Annotated in this window: 17 protein-coding genes; 9 read left to right on the top strand and 8 right to left on the bottom strand. The window is 70.3% G+C overall.

All coding sequences use genetic code 11. From position 1 onward, the window contains the following. Positions 1–17 precede the first annotated feature (17 nt). The gene (gene mgtA, locus RIU97_RS09580) at positions 18–2,744 is read right to left on the bottom strand and encodes a magnesium-translocating P-type ATPase (RefSeq protein WP_404955180.1); all 2,727 of its coding nucleotides are present in this window, start codon (positions 2,742–2,744) and stop codon (positions 18–20) included. A gap of 624 nt (positions 2,745–3,368) precedes the next feature. Here mgtA and RIU97_RS09575 point away from each other — a divergent pair. From RIU97_RS09575 to RIU97_RS09550, 6 genes are all read left to right on the top strand, one after another. Further along, a complete protein-coding gene (locus RIU97_RS09575; protein ID WP_404955178.1) occupies positions 3,369–4,583 on the top strand; it encodes an ROK family transcriptional regulator in 1,215 nt (404 codons plus the stop codon). A gap of 117 nt (positions 4,584–4,700) precedes the next feature. Continuing rightward, a complete protein-coding gene (locus RIU97_RS09570; RefSeq protein WP_404955176.1) occupies positions 4,701–5,816 on the top strand; it encodes a sugar ABC transporter substrate-binding protein in 1,116 nt (371 codons plus the stop codon). Between the two features lie 159 nt (positions 5,817–5,975). After that, complete coding sequence (locus tag RIU97_RS09565; RefSeq protein ID WP_319730941.1) at positions 5,976–6,764, top strand: ATP-binding cassette domain-containing protein; 789 nt, start codon at positions 5,976–5,978, stop codon at positions 6,762–6,764. Positions 6,765–6,790: 26 nt separating this feature from the next. Further along, entirely contained in the window at positions 6,791–8,080 is a 1,290-nt protein-coding gene (locus tag RIU97_RS09560) for a sugar ABC transporter permease (RefSeq protein WP_404962799.1), read from the top strand. Between the two features lie 262 nt (positions 8,081–8,342). Beyond that, positions 8,343–10,259 carry a 1-deoxy-D-xylulose-5-phosphate synthase gene (gene dxs, locus RIU97_RS09555; RefSeq protein ID WP_404955174.1) on the top strand — a complete coding sequence of 639 codons (1,917 nt, stop codon included), beginning with the start codon at positions 8,343–8,345 and terminating at the stop codon, positions 10,257–10,259. 132 nt (positions 10,260–10,391) lie between these two features. Then, entirely contained in the window at positions 10,392–11,876 is a 1,485-nt protein-coding gene (locus tag RIU97_RS09550) for an amino acid permease (protein WP_404955171.1), read from the top strand. Between the two features lie 66 nt (positions 11,877–11,942). Here RIU97_RS09550 and RIU97_RS09545 read toward each other — a convergent pair whose 3' ends face one another. The 3 genes from RIU97_RS09545 to RIU97_RS09535 all read right to left on the bottom strand — a co-directional run bounded on the left by RIU97_RS09545 (position 11,943) and on the right by RIU97_RS09535 (position 16,427). After that, positions 11,943–12,983 carry an LCP family protein gene (locus tag RIU97_RS09545; protein ID WP_404955169.1) on the bottom strand — a complete coding sequence of 347 codons (1,041 nt, stop codon included), beginning with the start codon at positions 12,981–12,983 and terminating at the stop codon, positions 11,943–11,945. Positions 12,984–13,074: 91 nt separating this feature from the next. Continuing rightward, positions 13,075–15,204 carry a 3-hydroxyacyl-CoA dehydrogenase NAD-binding domain-containing protein gene (locus tag RIU97_RS09540; protein WP_404955167.1) on the bottom strand — a complete coding sequence of 710 codons (2,130 nt, stop codon included), beginning with the start codon at positions 15,202–15,204 and terminating at the stop codon, positions 13,075–13,077. Continuing rightward, complete coding sequence (locus RIU97_RS09535) at positions 15,201–16,427, bottom strand: acetyl-CoA C-acyltransferase (protein WP_319730951.1); 1,227 nt, start codon at positions 16,425–16,427, stop codon at positions 15,201–15,203. Before RIU97_RS09535 ends, RIU97_RS09540 begins: the two co-directional genes overlap by 4 nt. A 318-nt stretch (positions 16,428–16,745) precedes the next feature. Here RIU97_RS09535 and RIU97_RS09530 point away from each other — a divergent pair, with 318 nt between their 5' ends. Next, positions 16,746–17,918 (top strand): alpha/beta hydrolase, encoded by a 1,173-nt coding sequence (locus RIU97_RS09530; RefSeq protein WP_404955164.1) that lies wholly within the window; start codon positions 16,746–16,748, stop codon positions 17,916–17,918. Positions 17,919–17,972: 54 nt separating this feature from the next. Here the strand turns inward: RIU97_RS09530 and RIU97_RS09525 are convergent, their stop codons facing one another. From RIU97_RS09525 to RIU97_RS09515, 3 genes are all read right to left on the bottom strand, one after another. Next, positions 17,973–19,256, bottom strand: a complete 1,284-nt coding sequence (locus RIU97_RS09525) for an HRDC domain-containing protein (RefSeq protein WP_404955162.1) — start codon at positions 19,254–19,256, stop codon at positions 17,973–17,975. Between the two features lie 150 nt (positions 19,257–19,406). Beyond that, positions 19,407–20,069 carry a response regulator transcription factor gene (locus RIU97_RS09520; protein WP_007267191.1) on the bottom strand — a complete coding sequence of 221 codons (663 nt, stop codon included), beginning with the start codon at positions 20,067–20,069 and terminating at the stop codon, positions 19,407–19,409. 251 nt (positions 20,070–20,320) lie between these two features. Then, the gene (locus RIU97_RS09515; protein WP_404955158.1) at positions 20,321–20,977 is read right to left on the bottom strand and encodes a DUF3000 domain-containing protein; all 657 of its coding nucleotides are present in this window, start codon (positions 20,975–20,977) and stop codon (positions 20,321–20,323) included. Positions 20,978–21,068: 91 nt separating this feature from the next. Between RIU97_RS09515 and hemE the strand changes: the two genes are divergently transcribed. Continuing rightward, positions 21,069–22,133: a uroporphyrinogen decarboxylase gene (hemE, locus tag RIU97_RS09510; protein WP_404955156.1), complete on the top strand. Its 1,065-nt coding sequence runs from the start codon at positions 21,069–21,071 to the stop codon at positions 22,131–22,133. Positions 22,134–22,169: 36 nt separating this feature from the next. Beyond that, positions 22,170–23,291: an NADAR family protein gene (locus RIU97_RS09505; RefSeq protein ID WP_404955154.1), complete on the top strand. Its 1,122-nt coding sequence runs from the start codon at positions 22,170–22,172 to the stop codon at positions 23,289–23,291. Here RIU97_RS09505 and RIU97_RS09500 read toward each other — a convergent pair. Then, on the bottom strand, positions 23,288–24,679 hold the full coding sequence (locus RIU97_RS09500; RefSeq protein WP_404955152.1) for an FAD-dependent oxidoreductase: 1,392 nt from the start codon (positions 24,677–24,679) through the stop codon (positions 23,288–23,290). The genes RIU97_RS09505 and RIU97_RS09500 overlap by 4 nt on opposite strands. Positions 24,680–24,703: the final 24 nt, after the last annotated feature.

Genomic DNA, 24,703 nt, shown 5'->3' with positions numbered 1-24,703 from the left:
ATCGGCTCGTCCTCCGCTCAGAGCCAGGTGTTGAACTTGCGGATGTACCAGGTCTTCACGAGCTGGGTGAGCGTGCAGTACGCGAGCAGCACGCCGATCAGCCACGGGAAGTAGCTCGCCGGCAGGGCCACGAAACCGAGCGTGGGAGCCAGCGGGGAGAAGGGCAGCCAGAGCCCGGTCAGCACGGCGAGGACGGTCGTCACCATCACCGGCCAGGAGGCGCGGGACTGGATGAAGGGGATCTTCCGGGTACGGATCATGTGGACGATCAGGGTCTGCGAGAGCAGGCCCTCGATGAACCAGCCGGACTGGAAGAGGGACTGGTTCGCCTCGCTGTCGGCCCCGAAGACGTGCCACATGATCAGGAACATCGAGATGTCGAAGACCGAACTGACCGGGCCGATGGTGATCATGAAGCGGCCGATGCCCTTGGCGTCCCAGTTGCGGGGCTTGCGCAGGTACTCCTCGTCCATCCGGTCCCACGGCGTCGCCAGCTGCGAGATGTCGTAGACCAGGTTCTGGACCAGCAGCATGATCGCGAGCATCGGCTGGAAGGGGATGAAGGCGCTCGCCACCAGCACCGAGAAGACGTTGCCGAAGTTCGACGACGCCGTCATCTTGATGTACTTGATCGTGTTGCCGAAGGTGGTCCGGCCCTGGACGACGCCCTGCTCCAGGACGGTCAGGTCCTTCTCCAGCAGGATGATGTCCGCCGACTCCTTGGCGATGTCGACGGCGGTGTCCACGGAGATGCCGACATCGGCGTCGCGCAGCGCGGCCGCGTCGTTGATGCCGTCGCCGAGGAAGCCGACCGTGTGGCCGTCGGCCTGCAGGGCCCGGACGATGCGGGCCTTCTGGACCGGGTTGACCTTGGCGAAGACCGTCGTACGGGCGGCCAGCGCGCGCAGTTCCGCCTCGTCGAGCCCGTCGATCTCGCTGCCGAGCACCACGTGGCCGACCTCGATGCCGACGTCGGCGCAGACCCGGGCGGCCACGAGGTCGTTGTCGCCGGTGATCACCTTGACGGCGACGCCCTTGTCGGCCAGGCCCTGCAGGGCGCGTCCGGCTTCGGCCTTCGGCGGGTCGAGGAAGGCGAGGAAGCCGACCAGGGTCAGCCGGTCCTCGTCGGCGACCGTGTAGGTGTCGCGCGGAGTGCCGACGGTGCGGGTGGCGACGGCGAGGACCCGCAGGCCCCGGCGGTTGTTGTCCTCCGCTATCCGGGTGACGTGCCACCGCAGCTGCTCGGTCAGCTCGACCTCCGCGCCGCGGTCGGTCACGTGCGTGCAGAGGTCCAGGACCTCCTCCACGGCACCCTTGGTGATCATGACGTGCTCGGTGCGGCCGGGGTCGCCCACCCCGCTGTTCCGGTTGAGGATCACGGACATCCGGCGCCGGGCGAAGTCGAAGGGGATCTCGTCGACCATCGAGAACCGTGCGTCGACGACAACCTCCTCGGCCTCGTTGACGCGGTCGATGACCGCCTGGTCCATGAGGTTGCGCAGGCCCGTCTGGAAGTGCGCGTTGAGATAGCCGTACTCCAGGACCTCGTCGTCCTCGGCGCCGTGCACGTCCAGATAGCGGTCCAGGACGATCCGGTCCTCGGTGAGGGTGCCGGTCTTGTCCGTGCAGAGCACGTCCATCGCGCCCAGGTTCTGGATCGCGTTGAGCCGCTTGACGACCACCTTGCGCCTGGACAGGGCGACCGCGCCGCGCGCCAGGTTGGCGGAGACGACCATCGGCAGCATCTCGGGGGTCAGGCCGACGGCGACGGCGATGCCGAAGAGGAAGGCCTCGTCCCAGTCGCCCTTGGTGAAGCCGTTGATCATGAAGACGACCGGGACCATGACCAGCATGAAGCGGATCAGCAGGAAGCTGACCTTGCGCACGCCGGTGTCGAAGTTGGTCTGCGGGCGCTCGCCGACGAGCGAGCCGGCCATCGAGCCGAAGTAGGTGTCGGCGCCGGTGGCGACGACGACCCCGGTGGCGGTGCCGGAGGTGACCGAGGTCCCCGTCAGCACCAGGTTGTCGGCCTCGACCGGGTCGGTGGTCGTCTGCTGGCCGAGGTCCTCGCCGCGGGTGCCGGTGTCGGCCTTGGCGACCGGCAGGGACTCGCCGGAGAGGGCGGCCTGGCTGACCATCAGGTCCTTGGCGCCGATGAGCCGCAGGTCGGCCGGGACCAGGTCGCCGGCGGCCAGCTTGACCACATCGCCCGGGACCACCCGGTCCATGGGCACCTCGAAGGTGGTGGGCCCGGAGCCGCTGCCGGCCCGGCGCTGCACCGCGCAGGTGGTGGTGACGAGCTTCTTCAGTGCGTCGGCGGCGCGGCCCGAGCGGAACTCCTGCCAGAAGCGCAGCAGCCCGCTGATCCCCACCATCACCGAGAGGATGACGACGCCCGGGTCCGCGGGGTCCTGCCAGTACATGACCGCGGCCAGGAAGACCAGGACGGCGATGAAGGGGTTCCAGAAGGCCTTCGCCAGCTGGAGGTACCAGCGCGGGGCGCGCTCCCGGGCGACGACGTTGGGGCCGTGGCGTTCCAGGCGCAGCGCCGCCTCGGCGTGGGTGAGGCCGTTGCCGGAGGCGTCCACGGACTGCAGTACGCGGACGGCCGGGCGGGCGCTGGTCCCGGCGAGGCGCTCGCCGACGAGCCGGGTGCGGGACTCCAGCTCGGCGGCCTTGCGCTCGCGGCGGGACCGGCCCGGCGGTGCGAGCTTGGCCGGGGTACGGGGGGTGAGCATGGTCATGACGAATACCTCCCTCCACGGTGTCCGGGCAGCGCGGAGCCGCGCGGTCACGTGGAGTGATCACGGGTCGGCGCGGAGCGGCCGGGAGGGCCGCGGGACGCGCCGGCGGGCATGGGGGAGTGATCCCGGGGCGCGCCTCAGCGGCGGCTGGGGGGAGCCCGGGGGAGCGTGCACGGCGAAGCTGCCGGGGCACGCGGAAGGAAGAGAATGGAAAGAAACGCGACAACGCACGGGACAGCGGTGAACCGCGGCCGTGCGCACTCGGCAGGGGTCAGCTGATCAACAGGTCAGCCGATGAGAGCGCGGCGAGGACTTCGATCGGGACTCATCCCGAACACCTCCTCGCCTAGCGCTGTCATGACAGGCGCCCGATCCGGCCGGGAAAGGCCGCAGAGGACCGGCGCCTCAGCGACCGTAGCACGATCCAGGGGGCCGGTTCCCTCCCCCTTTCGGTCAGTAGTGGCCGTTTCGTGCCGTGTCAGCCTCTTGACGTGTGGAAGCGCAAAGGCTCGACTTAAGGTTCACAAGTTGGAGAGACGCCGGGGTCTCGGAGCGCGCAACCGCGACGTGTCCCGGCCGGGGGGCGACGGCTTGCCGTCGCTTATGGGCAGGAGTGGATGAGTCGTGCAGACTCCCGGATCGCAGTCCTCGCTGCATCGCGCGAATCTCGAACGGGTCGTGCGGGCGGTGCGGCTCGCGGGATCGCTGACCCAGGCGGAGATCGCCCGCACCACCGGACTGTCGGCGGCCACGGTCTCCAACATCGTCCGAGAACTGAAGGGCGGCGGGACCGTCGAGGTCACCGACACCTCGGCTGGCGGCCGGCGCGCACGCAGCGTCTCGCTCAGCGGTGACGCGGGCATCGTCATCGGCGTCGACTTCGGCCACACCCACCTGCGGGTGGCGGTGGGGAACCTGGCGCACCAGGTGCTGGCCGAGGAGTCCGAGCCGCTGGACGTCGACGCGTCCTGGGCGGACGGCTTCAACCGGGCGGAAGCCCTGGTCGGGCGGCTGATCGCGGACATCGGGGTGGGGCTGGAGAAGGTCATCGGCGTCGGCCTGGGCGTGCCCGGCCCGATCGACGTGGAGTCCGGGACCCTGGGCTCGACCGCGATCCTGCCGGGCTGGGCGGGCATCAACCCGCGCCAGGAGCTCTCGCAGCGCCTCGGCGTGCCGGTGTACGTGGACAACGACGCGAACCTCGGCGCCCTCGGCGAACTCGTTTGGGGGAGCGGGCGGGGAGTAAAGGACCTGGCCTACATCAAGGTGGCCAGCGGCGTCGGCGCGGGCCTGGTCATCAACGGTCAGATCTACCGCGGACCGGGCGGCACGGCGGGGGAGATCGGGCACATCACGCTGGACGAATCGGGTCCGGTCTGCCGCTGCGGCAACCGCGGCTGCCTGGAGACCTTCGCCGCCGCCCGGTACGTCCTGCCGCTGCTCCAGGGCACGCACGGGCCGGAGTTGACGATGGAACGGGTGGTCGAACTGGCCCGCGACGGAGACCCGGGCTGCCGCCGCGTGATCACGGACGTGGGCCGCCACATCGGCAGCGGCGTGGCCAGCCTGTGCAACCTCCTGAACCCCAGCCGGGTGGTGCTGGGCGGTTCGCTGGCGGAGGCCGGTGAACTCGTCCTGGCTCCCATCCGTGAATCGGTGGGGAGGTACGCGATTCCCAGCGCGGCCCGGCAGTTGTCGGTGCTGACGGGGTCCCTGGGCGGGCGTGCCGAGGTGCTGGGCGCACTGGCGCTCGTACTCAGCGAGATGGGCGATTCGACACTTTTGTCAGACCATGGAAGTGGAGTGCGAGCTCCCGCCGTCTTGCCTTCAGGTAGATAACGGATGGCACCGTTGTCATCTCGTTAAGGATTCACTCCTTGACGGCAAAACGCGGCCGGGGTTGACTCACATCCACCTCGGCCGCAGTGCTGCGGCCTCGTCAGGGAGGTTCAAGTAATGAACACGCGTATGCGCAGAGCCGCCGTAGCTGTTGCCGCCGGTGCCATGGCCGTTTCCCTCGCCGCTTGCGGCAGTGCGAAGGAGGCCGGCGACACGACGAAGGAGTCCTCCGGCGCTGCCAAGGGCGACGCGATCAAGGTCGGTCTGCTCCTGCCGGAGAACCAGACCGCGCGTTACGAGAAGTTCGACAAGCCGCTGATCGAGAAGAAGGTCGCGGAGCTCACCGGCGGCAAGGGCAAGGTCGTCTACGCCAACGCCAAGCAGGACGCGACCACGCAGAACTCCCAGGTCGACACGATGATCACCAACAAGGTGGACGTCCTGATCGTCGACGCGGTGGACTCCAAGGCCATCGCGGGCTCGGTCAAGAAGGCGAAGGACGCCGGCATCCCGGTCATCGCCTACGACCGTCTGGCCGAGGGCCCGATCGACGCCTACACCTCCTTCGACAACGAAGAGGTCGGCAAGGTCCAGGGCAAGGCGCTCCTCGAGGCGCTGGGCGACAAGGCCAAGGACGGCCAGATCGTCATGATGAACGGCTCGGTCACCGACCCGAACGCCAAGCTCTTCAAGTCCGGTGCGCACTCCGTCCTCGACGGCAAGGTGAACGTCGGCAAGGAGTACGACACGGTCGAGTGGAAGCCGGAGAACGCCAACACCAACATGGCGGCCGCGCTCTCCGCGCTCGGCAAGGACAAGGTCATCGGCGTCTACTCCGCCAACGACGGCATGGCGGGCGGCATCATCACCGCCCTCAAGGCGGCCGGCGTCACCCCCCTGCCCCCGGTCACCGGCCAGGACGCCGAACTCGCCGGTGTGCAGCGCATCGTCGCGGGCGAGCAGTTCATGAGCGTCTACAAGCCGTACGCCCCCGAGGCCGAGGCCGCCGCGAAGATGGCCGTCGCCCTCGCCAAGGGCGAGAAGCTCGACGGAGTCACCACCTCCACGGTCGACAGCCCGACCACCAAGGGTGTCGCGTCCGTGCTGATCCCGGTCGTCTCGCTCACCAAGGGCAACATCAACGACACCGTCGTCAAGGACGGCGTCTACTCGGTCGCGGAGATCTGCACCGACAAGTACGCGGCCGCCTGCGCCGCCCTCGGCCTGAAGTAGCGGCCCCCGTCGCCTCCTCGCGAGGCGGCCCCCGTGCCTGACCGGCGTCCCGCCCCCACTTCCCCCGCCACCCGGCGGGGCGCCGGGCAGAAACGTTCCCCCATTCGCCCCGCTCCTGCTCTTTTGCACGACATCCCCGCCGGTCAGGCGGCGAAGGAGATGGTTCATGTGTCCGCTGCGCCCGTGCTGGCGTTGCGAGGTGTCTCGAAGCGGTTCGGCGCCGTTCAGGCCCTGACCGACGTAGAACTCGAGATCCACTCCGGCGAGGTGGTCGCCCTGGTCGGCGACAACGGCGCCGGCAAGTCCACGCTGGTCAAGACGATTGCCGGCGTGCACCCCATCGATGACGGCGTCATCGAGTGGGAGGGCCGTCCGGTCTCCATCACCAAGCCCCACGAAGCCCAGAACCTGGGCATCGCGACGGTCTACCAGGACCTGGCGCTGTGCGACAACATCGACGTCGTCGGCAACCTCTTCCTCGGCCGTGAGCTCAAGAGCTTCGGCATCCTCGACGAGGTGGAGATGGAGCGCCGCGCCCGCGAGCTCCTGACCACCCTGTCCATCCGGATCCCCAGTGTCCGGATCCCCATCGCCTCGCTTTCCGGCGGTCAGCGCCAGACCGTGGCGATCGCCCGTTCCATGCTGGGCGAGCCCCAGCTCGTCATCCTCGACGAGCCCACCGCCGCCCTCGGCGTCGAGCAGACCGCACAGGTCCTCGACCTGGTGGAACGTCTGCGCGAGCGTGGCCACGCCGTCATCCTCATCAGCCACAACATGGCCGATGTGAAGGCCGTCGCCGACAAGGTGGCGGTCCTGCGGCTGGGCCGCAACAACGGTGTCTTCAACGTCGCCGACACCTCGCAGGAAGAGATCATCTCCGCCATCACCGGTGCCACGGACAACGCCGTGACCCGCCGGGCGGCCCGCACCGGGGAGGCCCGCAAGTGAGCACCCAGAACCCTGCCACCGGTCCACTGGGCAAGGGCCCCGTCGACCAGCAGGAGCACATCGACCCGGTCAACCCCGCGGCGGCTCACGACGCGATCCCGGCCGTGGACCCCCGCCTGCTCGTCCGGGAGGAGGGCCTCGCCGGGTACGTGGGCGAGTTCAAGCGCAAGATGAAGGCCGGCGACCTCGGCTCCCTGCCGGTCGTCATCGGTCTGATCATCATCTGGTCGATCTTCCAGGGGCTGAACTCGAACTTCCTCTCCCCGGAGAACCTCACCAACATCGCGATCACGATGACCGCCACCGGCATGATCGCCATCGGCATCATCTTCGTGCTGCTGCTCGGCGAGATCGACCTCTCGGTCGGTTCGGTCAGCGGCGTCTCGGGCGCGATCGTCGCCGTCCTCGCCGTCACCCACGGCGTGAACGAGTGGCTGGCGATCCTGGCGGCCGTGGCCGGAGGTGCCCTGATCGGCTGCATCCACGGCTTCTTCTTCGCCAGGATCGGCGCCCCGGCCTTCGCCGTCACCCTGTCGGGCCTGCTGTTCTGGCTGGGCGCGATGCTGCAGATCCTCGGCAGCAACGGCACGATCAACATCGACGCCGACGGCGTGGTCGGCCAGCTGACCACGTACTTCTTCTCGGACGTGGCCGTCGCCTACGGGCTGGCCGTGCTCGCGGTCGCCGGCTACTTCCTCGCCTGCTTCCTCGACGCGCGGCGCCGCGGCGCCGCCGGGATGCCCACCCGGCCGCTCGGCGAGATCCTGCTGCGCACCGGGCTGCTCGCGGTGTTCACCTTCGGCCCCGCCGTGGTGTTCAACCAGTACAAGGGTCTGCCGCTCGCGGTGGTGCTCTTCATGCTGGCCCTGGTCGTCACGGACTTCGTGCTGCGTCGCACGACCTTCGGGCGAAACGTTTTCGCACTGGGTGGCAGCGTCGAGGCCTCCCGCCGCGCGGGCATCAACGTCACGCGGATCCGGATCACGGTCTTCGCGATCTCCAGCACCTTCGCCGCCATCGGCGGCCTGTTCTGGGCCTCCAAGATCGCGGCGGCCAACCAGAGCGCCGGCGCCGGCGACCTGCTGATGAACGTGATCGCGGCGGCCGTCATCGGCGGCACCAGCCTCTTCGGCGGCCGGGGCCGGACCTGGAACGCCCTCCTCGGCGTCATGGTCATCGTCTCGATCCAGTACGGTCTGGCACTGGAAGGCATCGCGACGCCGATCCAGTACATGATCACCGGTGCGGTGCTGCTGACCACCGTGGTGATCGACTCGATCACCCGCAAGACCCAGAAGACGGCCGGACGCGCCTGACCGCGCGGCCGACTGCGCGCCGGAGCGGCATCCGGCGGTAAGACCGGTCACAGTGCCCGGCGCCACTTCACGTGGCGCCGGGCATCCGTGTGTACATGTGCAGGTACTCCTGTGCGGGTATACGCCCGTATGTGAGGTGTGGCCGCGTAGGCGTGCGTACATGTATGACAAAGGTGTGACTCCGCCGGGACGGCCCGATGACCGCGCCGCGCAGCGGAACATTAGACTCGACAGACCAGCCAGCAACTGCAAGGAGGCACGGGTGCTGCTGACCCGCATCAAGGGACCGCGCGATCTGGACCGGCTCAGCCAGGAGGAGCTCGACCAGCTCGCCGCAGAGATCAGGTCCTTCCTCGTCGACGCCGTCTCCAAGACCGGCGGGCACCTCGGCCCCAACCTCGGCGTGGTCGAACTGACGATCGCCCTGCACCGGGTCTTCGAATCGCCCAAGGACAAGGTCCTCTTCGACACCGGCCACCAGGCCTACGTCCACAAGCTGCTCACGGGCCGCCAGGACTTCGGCAGCCTGCGCTCCAAGGGGGGCCTGTCCGGCTACCCTTCGCGCGCCGAGTCCGACCACGACGTGATCGAGAACTCGCACGCCTCCACCGTGCTGGGCTGGGCCGACGGCCTCGCCAAGGCCAACGAGGTGCTCGGGCGCGAGGACCACCACGTCGCCGCCGTCATCGGCGACGGCGCGCTCACCGGCGGCATGGCCTGGGAGGCGCTGAACAACATCGCCGCCGCCAAGGACCGCCCGCTGGTCATCGTGGTCAACGACAACGAGCGCTCGTACGGCCCCACCATCGGCGGCCTTGCGAACCACCTGGCCACCCTGCGCACCACGGACGGCTACGAGCGCTTCCTGGCCCGCGGCAAGGAGATCCTGGAGCGCACCCCGGTCGTCGGGAAGCCGCTCTTCGAGACCCTGCACGGCGCCAAGAAGGGCCTCAAGGACTTCATCGCCCCGCAGGGCATGTTCGAGGACCTGGGCCTGAAGTACATCGGCCCGATCGACGGCCACGACATCGAGGCCCTGGAGTCAGCCCTGCAGCGCGCCAAGCGCTTCAGCGGCCCGGTCATCGTGCACTGCCTCACCCAGAAGGGCCGGGGCTACGAGCCGGCCGTCCAGGACGAGGCGGACCGTTTCCACGCCGTCGGTGTGATCCACCCGGACACCGGCCTGCCCGTCTCCACCGACGCCGCCAGCTGGACCTCCGTCTTCGCCGACGAGATGGTCAAGCTCGGCAAGGAGCGCAAGGACATCGTCGCGATCACCGCGGCCATGCTCCAGCCGGTCGGCCTGAAGAAGTTCGCGGACGCCTTCCCGGACCGGATCTACGACGTCGGCATCGCCGAGCAGCACGGCGCCACTTCGGCGGCGGGGCTGGCGACCGGCGGCGCCCACCCGGTCTTCGCGGTGTACGCCACCTTCCTCAACCGTGCCTTCGACCAGGTCCTGATGGACGTCGCCCTGCACAAGTGCGGGGTCACCTTCGTCCTGGACCGGGCCGGCGTCACCGGCACCGACGGCGCCTCCCACAACGGCATGTGGGACATGTCGATCATGCAGGTCGTGCCCGGTCTGCGACTGGCCGCCCCGCGTGACGCCGAGCAGCTGCGCGCCCAGCTGCGCGAGGCCGTCGAGGTCAAGGACGCGCCGACCGTCGTCCGTTACTCCAAGGGCGTCGTCGGCCCGGCCGTTCCGGCGGTCGGCAAGATCGGCGGCATGGACGTGCTGCGCGCCCCCGGCGCCGACGTCACCCGTCCGGACGTACTGCTCGTCTCGGTCGGTGCGCTCGCCCCGATGTGCCTGGAGATCGCCGACCTGCTCGACAAGCAGGGCATCACCTCGACCGTGGTCGACCCGCGCTGGGTCAAGCCCGTGGACGAGGCGCTGGCCCCGCTCGCCGACCGCCACCGCGTGGTCGTCACCGTCGAGGACAACGGCCGCACCGGCGGTGTGGGCTCCGCCGTCTCGCAGGCCCTGCGGGACGCGGGTGTCGACGTACCGCTGCGCGACTTCGGCATCCCGCAGCGCTTCCTCGACCACGCCTCCCGCAAGGAGGTCATGGCCGAGATCGGGCTGACCGCTCCGGACATCGCACGGCAGGTCACGGGCCTGGTGGCGAAGCTGGACGGGCGCTACGACAACGAGCCGGCCGCCGCCGTCGACTAGGACGGGTACCGGCCACTAGATCGCCGCGCGGTTGCACGTCACGGGCCGGGAGATCACCCTTGGAGGGGTGGGCCTCCCGGCCCGTTCGCGTGCGTCGACACCTGTTTCGGAGGTGCGTCGGTGAGTAGGGATATGAACAGCCCCTTCCGCACCAAGTCGGTGGAGCAGTCCATCCGTGACACGGAGGAGCCGGAACACGCGCTCCGGAAGTCGCTCTCCGCCTGGGACCTGACGGTTTTTGGTGTGGGTGTCATCATCGGCACCGGCATCTTCGTCCTCACGGGCATCGCGGCCCGGAACAACGCCGGACCCGCCACCGCCCTCGCCTTCGTGGCGGCGGGCATCGTCTGCGCCCTCGCGGCGCTCTGCTACGCCGAGTTCGCGTCCACCGTGCCGGTGGCCGGATCCGCATACACCTTCTCGTACGCCTCGATCGGTGAGCTGCCCGCCTGGATCATCGGCTGGGACCTGGTGCTGGAGTTCGCGCTCGGCACAGCCGTCGTGGCGGTCGGCTGGTCCGGCTACGTGCGCCACCTGATGCACACCAACCTGGGCTGGGACCTGCCCACCGCACTGTCCGGACCGGACGCGGGAGGAAGTTTCGACCTGCTGGCCTTCCTGCTGATCCTGGTGCTGACCGCGATCCTGGTCGTCGGGACGAAGCTCTCGGCGCGGATCACCGCGGTCGTGGTCGCCATCAAGGTCTTCGTGGTCCTGCTGGTCATCGTCGCGGGCCTGTTCTTCATCAAGGCCGACAACTACTCGCCGTTCATCCCCCCGGCCCAGCCTCAGGAGGCGGGCGGCGGCTGGCACGCGCCGCTGGTCCAGGTGCTCTTCGGCTACGCGCCCACCAACTTCGGCGTCATGGGCATCTTCACCGCGGCCTCCCTCATCTTCTTCGCCTTCATCGGCTTCGACGTCGTGGCCACGGCGGCGGAGGAGACCAAGAACCCCCAGCGGGACATGCCGCGCGGCATCCTCGGCTCGCTGCTGATCTGCACCGTGCTCTACGTCGCCGTGACACTGGTGGTCACCGGCATGCAGAAGTACACGGAGATGTCACCGACGGCGCCACTGGCCGAAGCCTTCAAATCGGTGAACCAGCCCTTCTTCTCCGGTGCCATCAGTCTCGGCGCGGCCGTGGGCCTGATCACCGTGAGCATGATCCTGCTGCTCGGCCAGACCCGCGTGTTCTTCGCGATGAGCCGTGACGGACTGCTGCCGCGCGTCTTCTCCGTCACCCACCCCAAGTACCGCACCCCCTACCGGGCGACCATCCTGCTCGGCTGCGTCATCGCCGTCGTCGCGGGCTTCACCAGCCTGGAGAAGCTCGCGGAACTGGTGAACATCGGCACGCTCTTCGCCTTCGTGCTCGTCGCCCTCGGCGTGATCATCCTGCGCCGGACCCGTCCCGACCTGCACCGGTCCTTCCGCACCCCGTGGGTGCCGGTGATCCCGATCCTGTCGATCGCGGCCTCGCTCTGGCTGATGCTCAACCTGCCGGTCGAGACCTGGGTCCGCTTCGGCATCTGGATGGCGATCGGCATCTTCGTCTACTTCGTCTACGGACGCTCGCACAGCCGCCTCGGCAAGGTCGGCGCCGACGCGAAGTTCTAGCGGTGGAACGACGGAAGCCGGCCGTACGGGTCACCCGTACGGCCGGCTTCCGTGTGCGCGGACCCGTCAGCCCTTGGCGGGGGAGTCCTTCGCCGAAGCGGGGACCTTCTCGTCCTTGCGCAGGGCGTCCCACAGCTGGGTGGCCTGCGGCTCGGCCACGACCACGCGGTTCGGGTCCACCTTGTCGTAGGCGACCGGCAGCATGATCGTCTCCATCGTGTCCGGGTTCACGCCCTTCATGCTCTGCGCGAAGTCGGACAGCGCGGTGAGCGAGGCGAGGTCGGAGTCGGTGGTCAGCGACTTGGTCCCGGCGTCCGCGAGCTTGTAGAGCCGCGCCGGGTTGCCGAGGGCGTCCTGCTTCTTGATCTCGGACAGCATCGCCAGCATGAACTGCTGCTGCAGGCCTATGCGCCCGAGGTCGCTGCCGTCGCCGTAGCCGTAGCGGGTACGCACGAACTTGAGCGAGTCGGTACCGTTCAGCCGGTGTGTGCCGGCGTCCAGCTTCAGGCCGCCCTTGGCGCCGCTCATCGGCTTGTCCAGGGTGACGGTGACCCCGCCCAGTGCGTCCACCAGGCCCTTGAAGCCGGCGAAGTCCACCTCGACGAAGTGGTCCACGCGGACCCCGGACAGCTGCTCCACCGTGTTGACCACACAGGCCGGACCGGCGAGCGAGTAGACGGAGTTGAACATGACCCGCTTCGCGGACGGCACGGTCTTGCCGCCCCGGTCCTTGCACTCGGGCCGGGTGATGAGGGTGTCGCGGGGGATGCTCACCGCGGTCGCCTTGGCCCGGCCCTCGGGTATGTGCACCAGCATCGCGGTGTCCGAACGGGCGCCGCTGACGTCGCCGTGGTCGAGATCGGCATTGGCGCCGGCCCGTGAGTCGGAGCCGAGCACCAGGATGTTCTGTGCGTTCGCGACCACCTTCGGGGGCCGGTTGTCCCCGATCGCCTGATCCAGGTCGACGCTGTCGATGTTGCCGTTGAGGTGGCTGTACGTCCACCAGCCGGCCCCGGCCGCGCCCAGGATCAGCACGGCGACCAGCAGCAGGGTGATCCGCAGAATGCGGCGTCGGCGGCGCCTGGGCCGCGCGTGCGTTTCCGTCATGGGGGTGAATCTTAGACAGATATTCGAATGGCCGAAGCCCGCCCCCCGAAGGGGGCGGGCCAAGCCGTGGAACGCCCGTCCGCGACCCGGACTAGGCCGGGACGCTCGCCAGGCCGGGAGCGAGGAACTTCTTGCCGTTCACGCGCTCCGAGACGCCTTCGCGGTCCAGGTACGGCGTGATGCCGCCCAGGTGGAAGGGCCAGCCGGCACCGGTGATGAGGCAGAGGTCGATGTCCTGGGCCTCGGCCACGACACCCTCCTCCAGCATCAGGCCGATCTCCTGCGCCACCGCGTCCAGGACGCGGTCGCGGACCTGCTCCTCGGTCAGGACGGAGTCGCCCTGCACCAGGAGGGCGGCGACCTCGGGGTCCAGCTCCGGCTTGCCGGAATCGTAGACGTAGAAGCCGCGCTTGCCGGCCTTGACGACAGCCGCCAGGTTCGGCGAGACGGTGAAGCGCTCCGGGAAGGCGCGGTTCAGGGTCTCGGAGACGTGCAGACCGATCGCCGGGCCGACGAGCTCCAGGAGCACCAGCGGGGACATCGGCAGGCCGAGCGGCTCGATGGCCTTCTCCGCCGTGACGACCGGGGTGCCCTCGTCGATGACGTTCTGGATCTCGCCCATGAAGCGGGTCAGGATGCGGTTCACGACGAACGCCGGGGCGTCCTTGGTGAGGACCGCGGTCTTCTTCAGCTTCTTGGCGACACCGAAGGCCGTGGCCAGCGAGGCGTCGTCGGTCTGCTCACCGCGGACGATCTCCAGCAGCGGGAGGATCGCGACCGGGTTGAAGAAGTGGAAGCCGACCACGCGCTCCGGGTGCTGGAGCTTGGAGGCCATCTCCGACACCGACAGCGAGGAGGTGTTGGTGGCGAGGATCGCGTGCGCCGGGGCGACCGCCTCGACCTCCGCGAACACCTTCTGCTTGACGGACATCTCCTCGAACACGGCCTCGATGATGAAGTCCGCGTCCGCGAAGCCCTCGGCCTTGTCCAGGACACCGGAGACCAGGCCGGTCAGGCGGTTGGCCTTGTCCTGGTTGATCCGGCCCTTGCCGAGCAGCTTCTGGATCTCGGCGTGGACGTAGCCCACGCCCTTGTCCACGCGCTCCTGGTCGATGTCGGTGAGGACCACCGGCACCTCCAGGCGGCGCAGGAAGAGCAGCGCCAGCTGCGAGGCCATCAGGCCCGCGCCGACGACGCCGACCTTGGTGACCGGACGGGCCAGGGACTTGTCCGGGGCGCCGGCCGGGCGCTTGGCGCGCTTCTGGACCAGGTTGAAGGCGTAGATGCCGGAGCGCAGCTCGCCGCCCATGATGAGGTCGGCCAGGGCCGTGTCCTCGGCGTCGAAGCCGGCCTGGAGGTCGCCGTTCTTGGCCGCCTCGATGATCTCCAGCGCGCGGTAGGCGGCGGGGGCCGCGCCGTGCACCTTGGAGTCCGCGATGGCGCGGCCGCGGGCGACCGCCGCGTCCCAGCCCTCGGCGCGGTCGATCTCGGCGCGTACGACCTCGGTCTCGCCCTTCAGGACCTTCGAGGTCCAGATGAGGGACTGCTCCAGGAAGTCCGCACCCTCGAACAGCGCGTCCGCGATGCCCAGGTCGAAGACCTGCTTGCCGCGCAGCTGCTTGTTCTGGTTGAGCGAGTTCTCGATGATCACCGAGACGGCGCGGTCCGCGCCGATCAGGTTCGGCAGGATGGCGCAGCCGCCCCAGCCCGGAACCAGGCCGAGGAAGACCTCGGGCAGCGAGAAGGCCGGGATGGCCTTCGAGACGGTGCGGTAGGTGCAGTGCAGGCCGACCTCGACGCCGCCGCCCATCGCCGCGCCGTTGTAGTAGGCGAAGGTCGGGACCGCGAGCGCGGAGAGACGCTTGAAGACGTCGTGGCCGCCCTTGCCGATGGCGAGCGCCTCGTCGTGCTTCTTCAGCAGCTCGACACCCTTGAGGTCGGCGCCGACCGCGAAGATGAACGGCTTGCCGGTGATGCCCGCGCCGACGATGGAGCCCGCGAGGGCCTCCTGCTCGACCTGGTCGATCGCCGTGTTCAGGTTGGCGAGGGACTGCGGACCGAAGGTGGTCGGCTTGGTGTGGTCGAAGCCGTTGTCCAGCGTGATGAGCGCGAAGCGCCCGGCGCCGAACGGCAGGTCCAGGTGGCGGACGTGCGCGGAGGTGACGACCTCGTCGGGGAACAGCTCGGCCGCCCCCTTCAGGAGCTCGGCGGTGGTGCTCACTTGGCGTCTCCCTCGGCGGTGAAGTGCGGGTTCTCCCAGATGACCGTGGCGCCCATGCCGAAGCCGACGCACATGGTGGTCAGGCCGTAGCGGACGTGCGGCTGCTCCTCGAACTGACGGGCCAGCTGCGTCATCAGGCGCACGCCCGAGGAGGCCAGCGGGTGACCGAAGGCGATGGCGCCGCCGTACTGGTTCACGCGGGCGTCGTCGTCGGCGATGCCGTAGTGCTCCAGGAAGGCCAGCACCTGCACGGCGAAGGCCTCGTTGACCTCGAACAGGCCTATGTCCTCGATGGACAGGCCGGCCTGGGCGAGGGCCTTCTCGGTGGCCGGGATCGGGCCGTAGCCCATGACCTCCGGCTCGACACCCGCGAAGGAGTACGAGACGAGGCGCATCTTGACCGGGAGGTTGTTCTCCCGGGCGAAGTCCTCGGACGCGATGATCGCGGCGGTGGCACCGTCGTTGAGACCGGCGGCGTTGCCCGCGGTGACCCGGCCGTGCGTACGGAACGGGGTCTTCAGGCCGGCCAGGTTCTCCAGCGTGGTGCCCGGGCGCATCGGCTCGTCGGTGGTGACCAGGCCCCAGCCCGTCTCACCGGCCGCCTCGTTGGTGTTGCGCACCGAGATCGGGACCAGGTCCTGCTGGATCTTGCCGTCGGCGTACGCCTTGGCGGCCTTCTCCTGCGAGCGCACGGCGTACTCGTCGGCGCGGAGCTTGGTGATCGTCGGGTACCGGTCGTGCAGGTTCTCGGCGGTCATGCCCATGAACAGGGCGGACTCGTCGACCAGCTTCTCGGAGACGAAGCGCGGGTTCGGGTCCACGCCCTCGCCCATGGGGTGGCGGCCCATGTGCTCGACACCGCCGGCGAGGGCGACGTCGTACGCACCGAAGGCCACACCGCCCGCGACGGCGGTCACGGCGGTCAGCGCGCCGGCGCACATGCGGTCGATGGAGTAGCCCGGGACGGACTGCGGGAGGCCCGCGAGGATGCCGGCCGTACGGCCCAGCGTGAGGCCCTGGTCGCCGATCTGCGTGGTCGCGGCGATGGCGACCTCGTCGATCTTCGCGGGGTCCAGGTCCGGGTTGCGGCGCAGCAGCTCCCGGATCGCCTTCACGACGAGGTCGTCGGCGCGGGTCTCGTGGTAGATGCCCTTCGGGCCCGCCTTGCCGAACGGGGTGCGGACGCCGTCGACGAAGACGACGTCCCTGACGGTACGAGGCACGTTGGCTCTCCTCCAGGTGCGGGTGTGCACTGCTGCGCGGGGGCGGCCCATCGCTGAGCGCCCGCTCACCCGGCCATGCTACTTGCCGGTAACCGACGTGCACACCCCCTCCCCGAACAGCGGTGAAGGTCACACTCCGCACCCCGCGCGCGCCCCCTCTTCGCGCCCGTCCGATCGGAGCGCCCCGGGCTACCCGAACGGGTCGAACACTCGGTCCGGGCGGCCCTGTCGATGGCACGGGGCGCACGCGCCTGCGGATTCTGGCCGGGTACGGGGCGCCCGCCCCGTACCCGGCCGACCTGAACGGAGACCCCCGCCATGCTGATCAAGGCGGTCGACCACGAGGTCAAGCACGCCTCCACACTCCCCGTCAACGAGGGCGAGGTGATCAAACTCTTCGTCCGGGAGCGCGACGGCACGAAGAATCCCACCCAGCGCAGTGCCGTCCTGATGCTGCACGGTCGCAGCGTCCCCGTGCTGCCCGGCGCGGACCTGGGCACCGGCGAGTACAACTGGATGCAGTTCCTCGCCAAGGCGGGCTTCGACGTCTTCGCCATGGACCTCCAGGGCCACGGCCGCTCGCCGCGCCCGTCGGTCATGAACGAGCCGTGCAACACCAGTGCCGTCCCGCAGGCGAAGCTCCTGCTCGACGGTCACCCGCTGGCGGCCCCCTGCACCCCGTCGTACGCCAAGCACCTCGGCGACTCCGCGAGCGACTGGGCCGAGGTCCACAGTGTCGTCGAATACATCAAGGCCGAGCGCGGTGTGGAGAAGGTCGCCCTCTTCGGCTGGTCCGCCGCCGCGGTGGCGCTGGGCCCGTACGCCATCCAGTACCCGGACAACGTCTCCAGCCTGTTCCTGCTGGCCCCGGTCTTCCGGCCGGACGGACCCACCAGCAAGCCCGGCACCAAGTGGGACCGGCCGGATGCGCTGCCCCCTCCGCCCTCCCTGTGGAGCTTCCCGATGAACATCGCCGGCCGGGACGGTTTCGAAGACGCCTGGGACAAGGAACTCGGCTGCGGCGACGAGCAGCGTGAGGAGGGCATGGTCGAGACGGTGTGGGCGGCGATCATGGAGAGTGACGTGGTGGGCCGGAACTGGGGGCCGCCGGTGTCCGGCGTGCCCTCGGGCGTGCTGCGCTTCCGCAACGCCTTCTGGTGGGGCTGGAACAAGGCCGGCGCCAAGGTGGACAACATCCTCGGCCACAAGGTGCCGGTGCTCATCGTCGTCGGCGAGCACGACAAGACGGTGAACAGCGCTCCGGGCACCAATCCCTTCCTCTCGGTCACCGAGCTCTACAAGGCCATCCCCGGTCAGAAGAAGATGCACTTCGAGGTCGCCTGCGCGGGTCACCAGATCCCCTGGGAGCGGGTGGTCAAGCACGTCCACCACCTGTCCCGGAAGTGGCTCAAGCACACCGAGATCGACGGCCACACGAAAGGGACCTTCTACATGGACACGGACGGCGACTACACCGAGCAACCACTCTGATCCGGCCGTGCCCCCGGTCCGCGCGTCGCGGACCGGGGGCACGGCGGCGACCTCCTACGCGGTCACGGCCAGGGCCGTGACCAGGACCGGCGTTACCTGTTCGATCTGCCAGGCGCGGGCGCCGTAGCCGGCCAGGGCCTGCGCCACCGAGTCCGCGTCGAGCCGCTGCGGCGGCTCCCAGCACAGCCGGCGGACCGTGTCCGGGGTGATCAGGTTCTCCTGGGGCAGGTTGAGCTCCTCCGCCAGTGCCGAGACGGCGGCACGGGCCGCCGACAGCCGGGCCGCGGCCGCCGGGTCCTTGTCCACCCAGGAGCGCGGCGGCGGCGGACCGGCCGGGGTCGCCCCCGGCTGCGGCAGCTCGTTCTCGGGCAGGGCCTTCGCCCGGTCCACGGCGGCCATCCACTGGTCCAGCTGGCGCCGGCCCATCCGCTGCCCGTAGCCGGGCAGCGCGGACAGGGTGTGCACGTTGGCGGGCAGGGCCAGGGCGGCCTCGACGATCGCGGCATCGCCCAGCACCTTGCCCGGCGACACGTCGCGCCGCTGCGCGATCCGGTCCCGCGACTCCCACAGCTCCCGTACGACCGCCATCTGACGGCGCCGGCGCACCTTGTGCATGCCGGACGTACGGCGCCACGGGTCCTTGCGGGGCGGAGCGGGCGGGGCGGAGGCGATGGCGTCGAACTCCTGGTGGGCCCAGTCCAGCTTGCCCTGCCGGTCCAGCTCCTTCTCCAGTGCGTCCCGCAGGTCCACCAGCAGCTCCACGTCCAGAGCTGCGTAGCGCAGCCACGGCTCGGGGAGCGGGCGGGTGGACCAGTCGACGGCGGAGTGGCCCTTCTCCAGGGCGTAGCCGAGCACGCTCTCGACCATCGCGCCGAGTCCGACCCGCGGGAAGCCGGCGAGGCGGCCGGCCAGCTCGGTGTCGAAGAGGGAGGTGGGCACCATGCCTATTTCGCGCAGGCACGGCAGGTCCTGGGTGGCGGCGTGCAGGATCCACTCGGTGCCGGACAGGGCATCGCCCAGCGAGGACAGGTCGGGGCAGCCCACCGGGTCGATCAGCGCGGACCCCGCACCCTCGCGGCGCAGCTGCACCAGGTAGGCGCGCTGGCCGTAGCGGTATCCGGAGGCTCGCTCGGCGTCGACGGCGACGGGGCCGGTGCCCGCGGCGAAGGCCGCGACCACTTCGGCGAGGGCGTCCGCGTCGGCGACCACCGGCGGGATGCCCTCACGGGGCTCCAGCAACGGAATCGGCACCCCACCGGGCGGAACAACGACGTCGTCCGGGGGGCCGCCCCCGGTGGTGGTGCGCAGGTCTGCTGCGGTCTCTTGGGCGTCGGTCACCGGTCAAGGGTATCCGTGTATACGACGCGCCCGTCGCCGGAACGTTCCGGCGACGGGCGCGGGCAGTATGCGGGGAGTTTTCCGGGGGTATCCCCGGAGGTTCCCCCGGACGGAGTCCGGGGGAGGTTATCCGGGAGCTCCGCCCCGCGCTCAGTGGATGATCCCGGTGCGCAGCGCCACGGCGACCATTCCGGCGCGGTCACCGGTGCCGAGCTTGCGGGCGATCCGGGCGAGGTGGGACTTGACGGTCAGGGCGGACAGGCCCATCGAGACGCCGATGGCCTTGTTGGACTGGCCCTCCGCGACGAGGCGCAGGACCTCGACCTCGCGGCCGGAGAGCTCTCGGTAGCCGCCCGGGTGGCTCGGGGCACCCGGGGGGCGGCGGTGCATACGGGCGGCCGCGGCGCCGATGGGGGCGGCGCCGGGGCGGGTGGGGAGCCCGATGTTGGTCCGCGTACCGGTGACGACGTAGCCCTTCACTCCGCCCGCGAGGGCGTTGCGTACGGCGCCGATGTCGTCGGCGGCGGACAGGGCCAGGCCGTTGGGCCAGCCGGCTGCGCGGGTCTCGGAGAGCAGGGTGAGACCGGAACCGTCGGGCAGGTGTACGTCGGCCACGCAGATGTCGCGCGGGCTGCCGACGCGGGGGCGGGCCTCCGCGATGGACGACGCCTCGATCACGTCACGTACTCCGAGGGCCCACAGATGGCGGGTCACGGTGGAGCGGACGCGCGGGTCGGCCACGACGACCATGGCCGTCGGCTTGTTCGGGCGGTAGGCGACCAGGCTTGCGGGCTGCTCGAGAAGAACGGACACCTAGGCCTCCTGGGGGAGTGGCGGGACGGCCGGCTCGGGGAAGGAAGCCGGTGCGAACCGTACGGATGGTCACTGACTCCTTCGGCACGTCACCCGCCCGGCTTTAGGGAATGATCACGATTTGGTGAGTAACAATTCGGGCAATTCGGACGCACGATCGATCATCGGGTGATCAGAAGCCCACAAGGGACGCCGCCTTCCGACACCCACCGCACGGGGTGGTTCGCGGGGGCGTCCGTACGGCCGTGCGGCTACGGGTGGTGCGGACCGCGCCGCTGTGGCAGGGAGACCACGCCCGTGACGGTGTCCGTCGGACCCACCGGCGGCAGACCCGCGATCTGGCACAGCAGCTCGCACCACGCCGACAGGTGCGCCGAGGTGTCCGGCACCCCGCCCACCCCCTCGCGGGGCGTCCACGAGGCTCTGATCTCGATCTGTGTGGCCGGGCGCCGCTCCGCGAGCCCGCCGAAGTAGTGCGAGCTCGCCATGGTCACGGTCCCGCTCGCCTCCCCGTACGTCAGCCCGCGCGCGTCGAGCGCCCCGGTCAGCCAGGACCAGCACACCTCGGGGAGGAGCGGGTCCGCCGCCATCTCCGGCTCCAGCTCCGCCCGTACGAGCGTCACCAGCCGGAAGGTCCCGTGCCAGGCGTCGTGCCCGGCCGGATCGTGGAGCAGGATCAGCCGGCCGTCGGCGAGGTCGTCCTCGCCGTCCACCACCGCGGCCTCCAGCGCGTAGGCGTGCGGGGCCAGTCTCTGGGGCGGTTTCGTCGGGTCGATCTCGATGCCCGGGCGCAGCCGCGCCTTCTTCAAGCCGTCGACCGCCCGGCGGAACGGGAGCGGGACGGAGCTCTCCTTCGCGCTGTCCACACCGTCAGCGCCATCTGAAAATCGTCCCTGAGCCGCAGCCATGCGGGGAAGACTAGGCGGTATGTGCGGCCGTACGGCGCAGGGACACCCGCGCCGGGTCGGGCACTTCTTCATACGTGCGAAGATTTGGGTCGTGAGTGCCAACGATCGCCCGACGGGCCAGCCGAGTCAGACGTACGATTCCGCCTTCCTGAAGGCGTGCCGGCGCGAGCCGGTGCCGCACACCCCGGTGTGGTTCATGCGGCAGGCCGGGCGCTCGCTCCCGGAGTACCGCAAGCTGCGCGAGGGCACGCAGATGCTGGAATCCTGCATGCGGCCCGACCTGGTCACCGAGATCACCCTGCAGCCGGTACGGCGCCACGACGTCGACGCGGCGATCTTCTTCTCCGACATCGTGGTCCCGCTCAAGGCCATCGGCGTCGACCTGGACATCAAGCCGGGCATCGGCCCGGTCGTGGCCCAGCCGATCCGCCGCCGCGAGGACCTCGCACAACTGCGCGACCTCACCCCCGAGGACGTCTCGTACGTCACCGAGGCGATCGGCATGCTCACGGGTGAACTGGGCTCCACGCCGTTGATCGGTTTCGCGGGCGCGCCTTTCACCCTCGCGAGCTACCTCGTCGAGGGCGGTCCCTCGAAGAACCACGAGCACACCAAGGCCCTCATGTACGGGGACCCGCAGCTGTGGGCCGACCTGCTGGACCGCCTCGCGGAGATCACCTCCGCCTTCCTCAAGGTCCAGATCGAGGCCGGAGCCTCCGCCGTCCAGCTCTTCGACTCCTGGGTCGGCGCGCTCGCCCCGGCGGACTACCGCCGCTCGGTGATGCCCGCGTCGGCGAAGGTCCTGGAGTCCGTCGCCTCGTACGGGGTCCCGCGCATCCACTTCGGCGTGGGCACGGGCGAGCTCCTCGGCCTGATGGGTGAGGCCGGCGCCGACGTCATGGGCGTCGACTACCGGGTCTCGCTGGACGAGGCCGTCCGCCGCGTGGGCCCCGGCAAGGCGCTCCAGGGCAACCTGGACCCCGCGGTGCTCTTCTCCACACCGGAGGCGGTCGAGGCCAAGACGGACGAGGTCCTCGCGGCCGCGGCCGGCCTGGAAGGCCACGTCTTCAACCTGGGCCACGGCGTCCTCCCGACGACCGACCCCGACGCGCTGACCCGCCTGGTGGAGTACGTCCACACCAAGACGGCCCGCTGAGCCGAGCAAGATCGAAACGTCGGTACTGTGCCGCGCATGACATGGCACGGGCCGACGTTTCGCATATCCGACGGAGAGACCATCGACGGGGCCTGGTGCCTCGTGTGGAGCAAGCACGACTGGCTGGACGAGCACCACACCGAGCACCTCTTCGTCTACGCGGACGGCAGGATCACCCGCGGGCGGTACGAGGCGACCGACCTCGCCGGGCTGGGGAGGCTGCTGGCCTCCGGGAAGCTCGCGCTGGACCGGCCGGGCGCCCGGGAGCGGCCCGCCGAGCCGTCGAAATGGCGGTCCCGCAGCCCGGAACGGCGGACGGACGAGAGCTTCCTCCTGGAAGTCGCCGACGAGATCGCCCGGCTGGCCGGCAGGCCGGCGGCGGCCGACCGGTGCCGGGACGCCATCCGCTCCTACGTGGCGGAGCCGACGCAGGAGCACCGGGCCCGGCTCCGGGACGCGTACCTCGCCGTCCCCGCGCACCTGCGGGTCTACGTCCTGGGCGACATGGACCGCCAGGACCGGCCGCTGCGGATCCTGGTGACCGACCCGGGGGAGGCGGTGGACGGAGACGGGCCGGTGGTGACGGAGGAGATGCACCGAGCGGCCCGCGCGTACTTCACCGACCAGGACGCGGGCGTCGAGCGGGAGGGGAAGCGGCAGGGCGTCCTGTACGCGGACGACCCGGCCGGCGTCCCGCAGCCCCCGGTGGTCCTGCACCAGACCGTGTATCCGCAGGGCTGGCCGGCCGAGCTCGGCGACTTCGTGCTGCGCAACGACTACGACGCCCCCTTCACGTACGAGGGGGAGACCTACCCCACCGTGCTCCACGGCTACTGGGCCCGCTCCGCCGCCGACCGGGACGACCACGACCGGATCCGCGCCGCCGCGACCGCGCACGAGGCGCAGGAGCTGGGCGGCCGGGCGGCGCGGCGCGCCGACTGGCCGGCCGTCCGGCTCGCGGTCATGGCCGGGCTGCTGCGCGCCAAGTTCGGGCAGCACCCCCGCCTCGCGGAACTCCTGATCGCCACCGGAGAAGCCGGAATCCTCTACACGGGCCACTCCGACGCCCCCTACTGGCGCGACGAGGGCCCCCGCGGCGGCCGCAACTGGACGGGCCGCCTGCTGGAACTCGTCCGCTCCGAACTGCGCGCGACCTAGACCCCCGCCGAGCGGACCGCGGAGACGGCCTTGCGGGCCGCCACCAGGATGGGGTCCCAGACCGGGGAGAAGGGTGGGGCGTAGCCCAGGTCGAGGGTGACCATCTGATCCACCGTCATGCCGGCCGTAAGGGCGACCGCCGCGATGTCCACCCGCTTCGCGGACCCCGCGCCGCCGACGATCTGGACCCCGAGCAGCCGGCCCGTTCGGCGTTCCGCCAGCATCTTGACCGTCATCTCCGCCGCGCCCGGGTAGTAGCCCGCCGTGGTCGTGGAGGTGATCGTGGCCGTCACGAAGCGCAGGCCCGCCTCCAGGGCGTCGCGCTCGCGCAGTCCCGTACGGGCGATCTCCAGGTCGCAGACCTTGCTGACCGCCGTGCCGACGACCCCGGGGAAGGTCGCGTAGCCGCCGCCCACGCCCGAGCCGATGACCTGCCCGTGCTTGTTGGCGTGCGTGCCCAGCGGGATGTGCCGGGTGCGGCCCGCGATCAGGTCCAGGACCTCCACGCAGTCGCCGCCCGACCAGATGTTCTCGTGGCCCCGGACGCGCATCGAGAGGTCCGTGAGGATGCCGCCCGACGGGCCGAGCGGCAGGCCCGCGGCGCGGGCGAGGGCCGTACGGGGCTCCACGCCGATGCCGAGCACGACCACGTCCGCCTCGTACTCCTCGCCCGCGGCCGTGGCCACCGCACGGGCCCGGCCCTGCTCGTCCGTGAGGATCTTCGTCACCTCCGCGCGGGAGACCGTACGGATCCCCATGCGGTTCATCGCGGTGTGCACCAGGCCGCCCATGTCCGGGTCCAGCGTGGCCATCGGCTGCGCGCCCCGGTGCAGGACGGTGACCTCGAAGCCCCGCCCCACCAGGGCCTCCGCCATCTCCACGCCGATGTAGCCCGCGCCGACGACGACCGCCCGCCGGCCCCCGGCGCCTTCGGTGCGCTCCAGTGAGTCCATCAGGCGCTGGCCGTCGTCCAGGGTCTGGATGCCGTGGACCCCGTGCGCGCCGATGCCGGGGAGCCGGGGGCGGACGGGGCGGGCTCCCGTGGCCAGGACGAGCTTGTCGTAGGCCGTCCAGGATTCGGATCCGCTGTCCAGATCGCGGGCGCGGACCCGGGATCCGGGCAGGTCCAGCTCCACGACCTCCGTGCGGGTGCGCAGGTCGATGCCGCGGGCGCGGTGTTCCTCGGGGGTGCGGGCGATCAGCTCGTCGCGCCCGGCGACCCGGCCGCCGACCCAGTACGGGATGCCGCACGCGGAGTACGAGGTGAAGTGCCCGCGCTCGAAGGCGACGATCTCCAGCTCCGCCGGGCCCTTGAGCCTGCGGGCCTGTGACGCGGCGGACATCCCCGCCGCGTCACCGCCGACCACCACCAGTCGTTCCGTCGCCATCGTCCGTACCGCCCCTTCACCCCG

The sequence above is a fragment of the Streptomyces sp. 147326 genome (assembly GCF_045000215.1).
In the GTDB taxonomy this organism is placed as follows: Bacteria; Actinomycetota; Actinomycetes; order Streptomycetales; family Streptomycetaceae; genus Streptomyces.
Note: the sequence above shows the minus strand (reverse complement) of the source record. Positions and strands in the feature narration are given on the sequence as shown.

Coding starts and splice junctions, on each gene's coding strand:
- RIU97_RS09530 (WP_404955164.1), top strand. CDS start 16,746: ATGCTGATCAAGGCGGTCGACCACGAGGTCAAGCACGCCTCCACACTC.
- RIU97_RS09570 (WP_404955176.1), top strand. CDS start 4,701: ATGAACACGCGTATGCGCAGAGCCGCCGTAGCTGTTGCCGCCGGTGCC.
- RIU97_RS09515 (WP_404955158.1), bottom strand. CDS start 20,977: ATGGCTGCGGCTCAGGGACGATTTTCAGATGGCGCTGACGGTGTGGAC.
- RIU97_RS09565 (WP_319730941.1), top strand. CDS start 5,976: ATGGTTCATGTGTCCGCTGCGCCCGTGCTGGCGTTGCGAGGTGTCTCG.
- mgtA (WP_404955180.1), bottom strand. CDS start 2,744: ATGACCATGCTCACCCCCCGTACCCCGGCCAAGCTCGCACCGCCGGGC.
- RIU97_RS09545 (WP_404955169.1), bottom strand. CDS start 12,983: ATGACGGAAACGCACGCGCGGCCCAGGCGCCGCCGACGCCGCATTCTG.
- RIU97_RS09500 (WP_404955152.1), bottom strand. CDS start 24,679: ATGGCGACGGAACGACTGGTGGTGGTCGGCGGTGACGCGGCGGGGATG.
- RIU97_RS09550 (WP_404955171.1), top strand. CDS start 10,392: ATGAACAGCCCCTTCCGCACCAAGTCGGTGGAGCAGTCCATCCGTGAC.
- RIU97_RS09505 (WP_404955154.1), top strand. CDS start 22,170: ATGACATGGCACGGGCCGACGTTTCGCATATCCGACGGAGAGACCATC.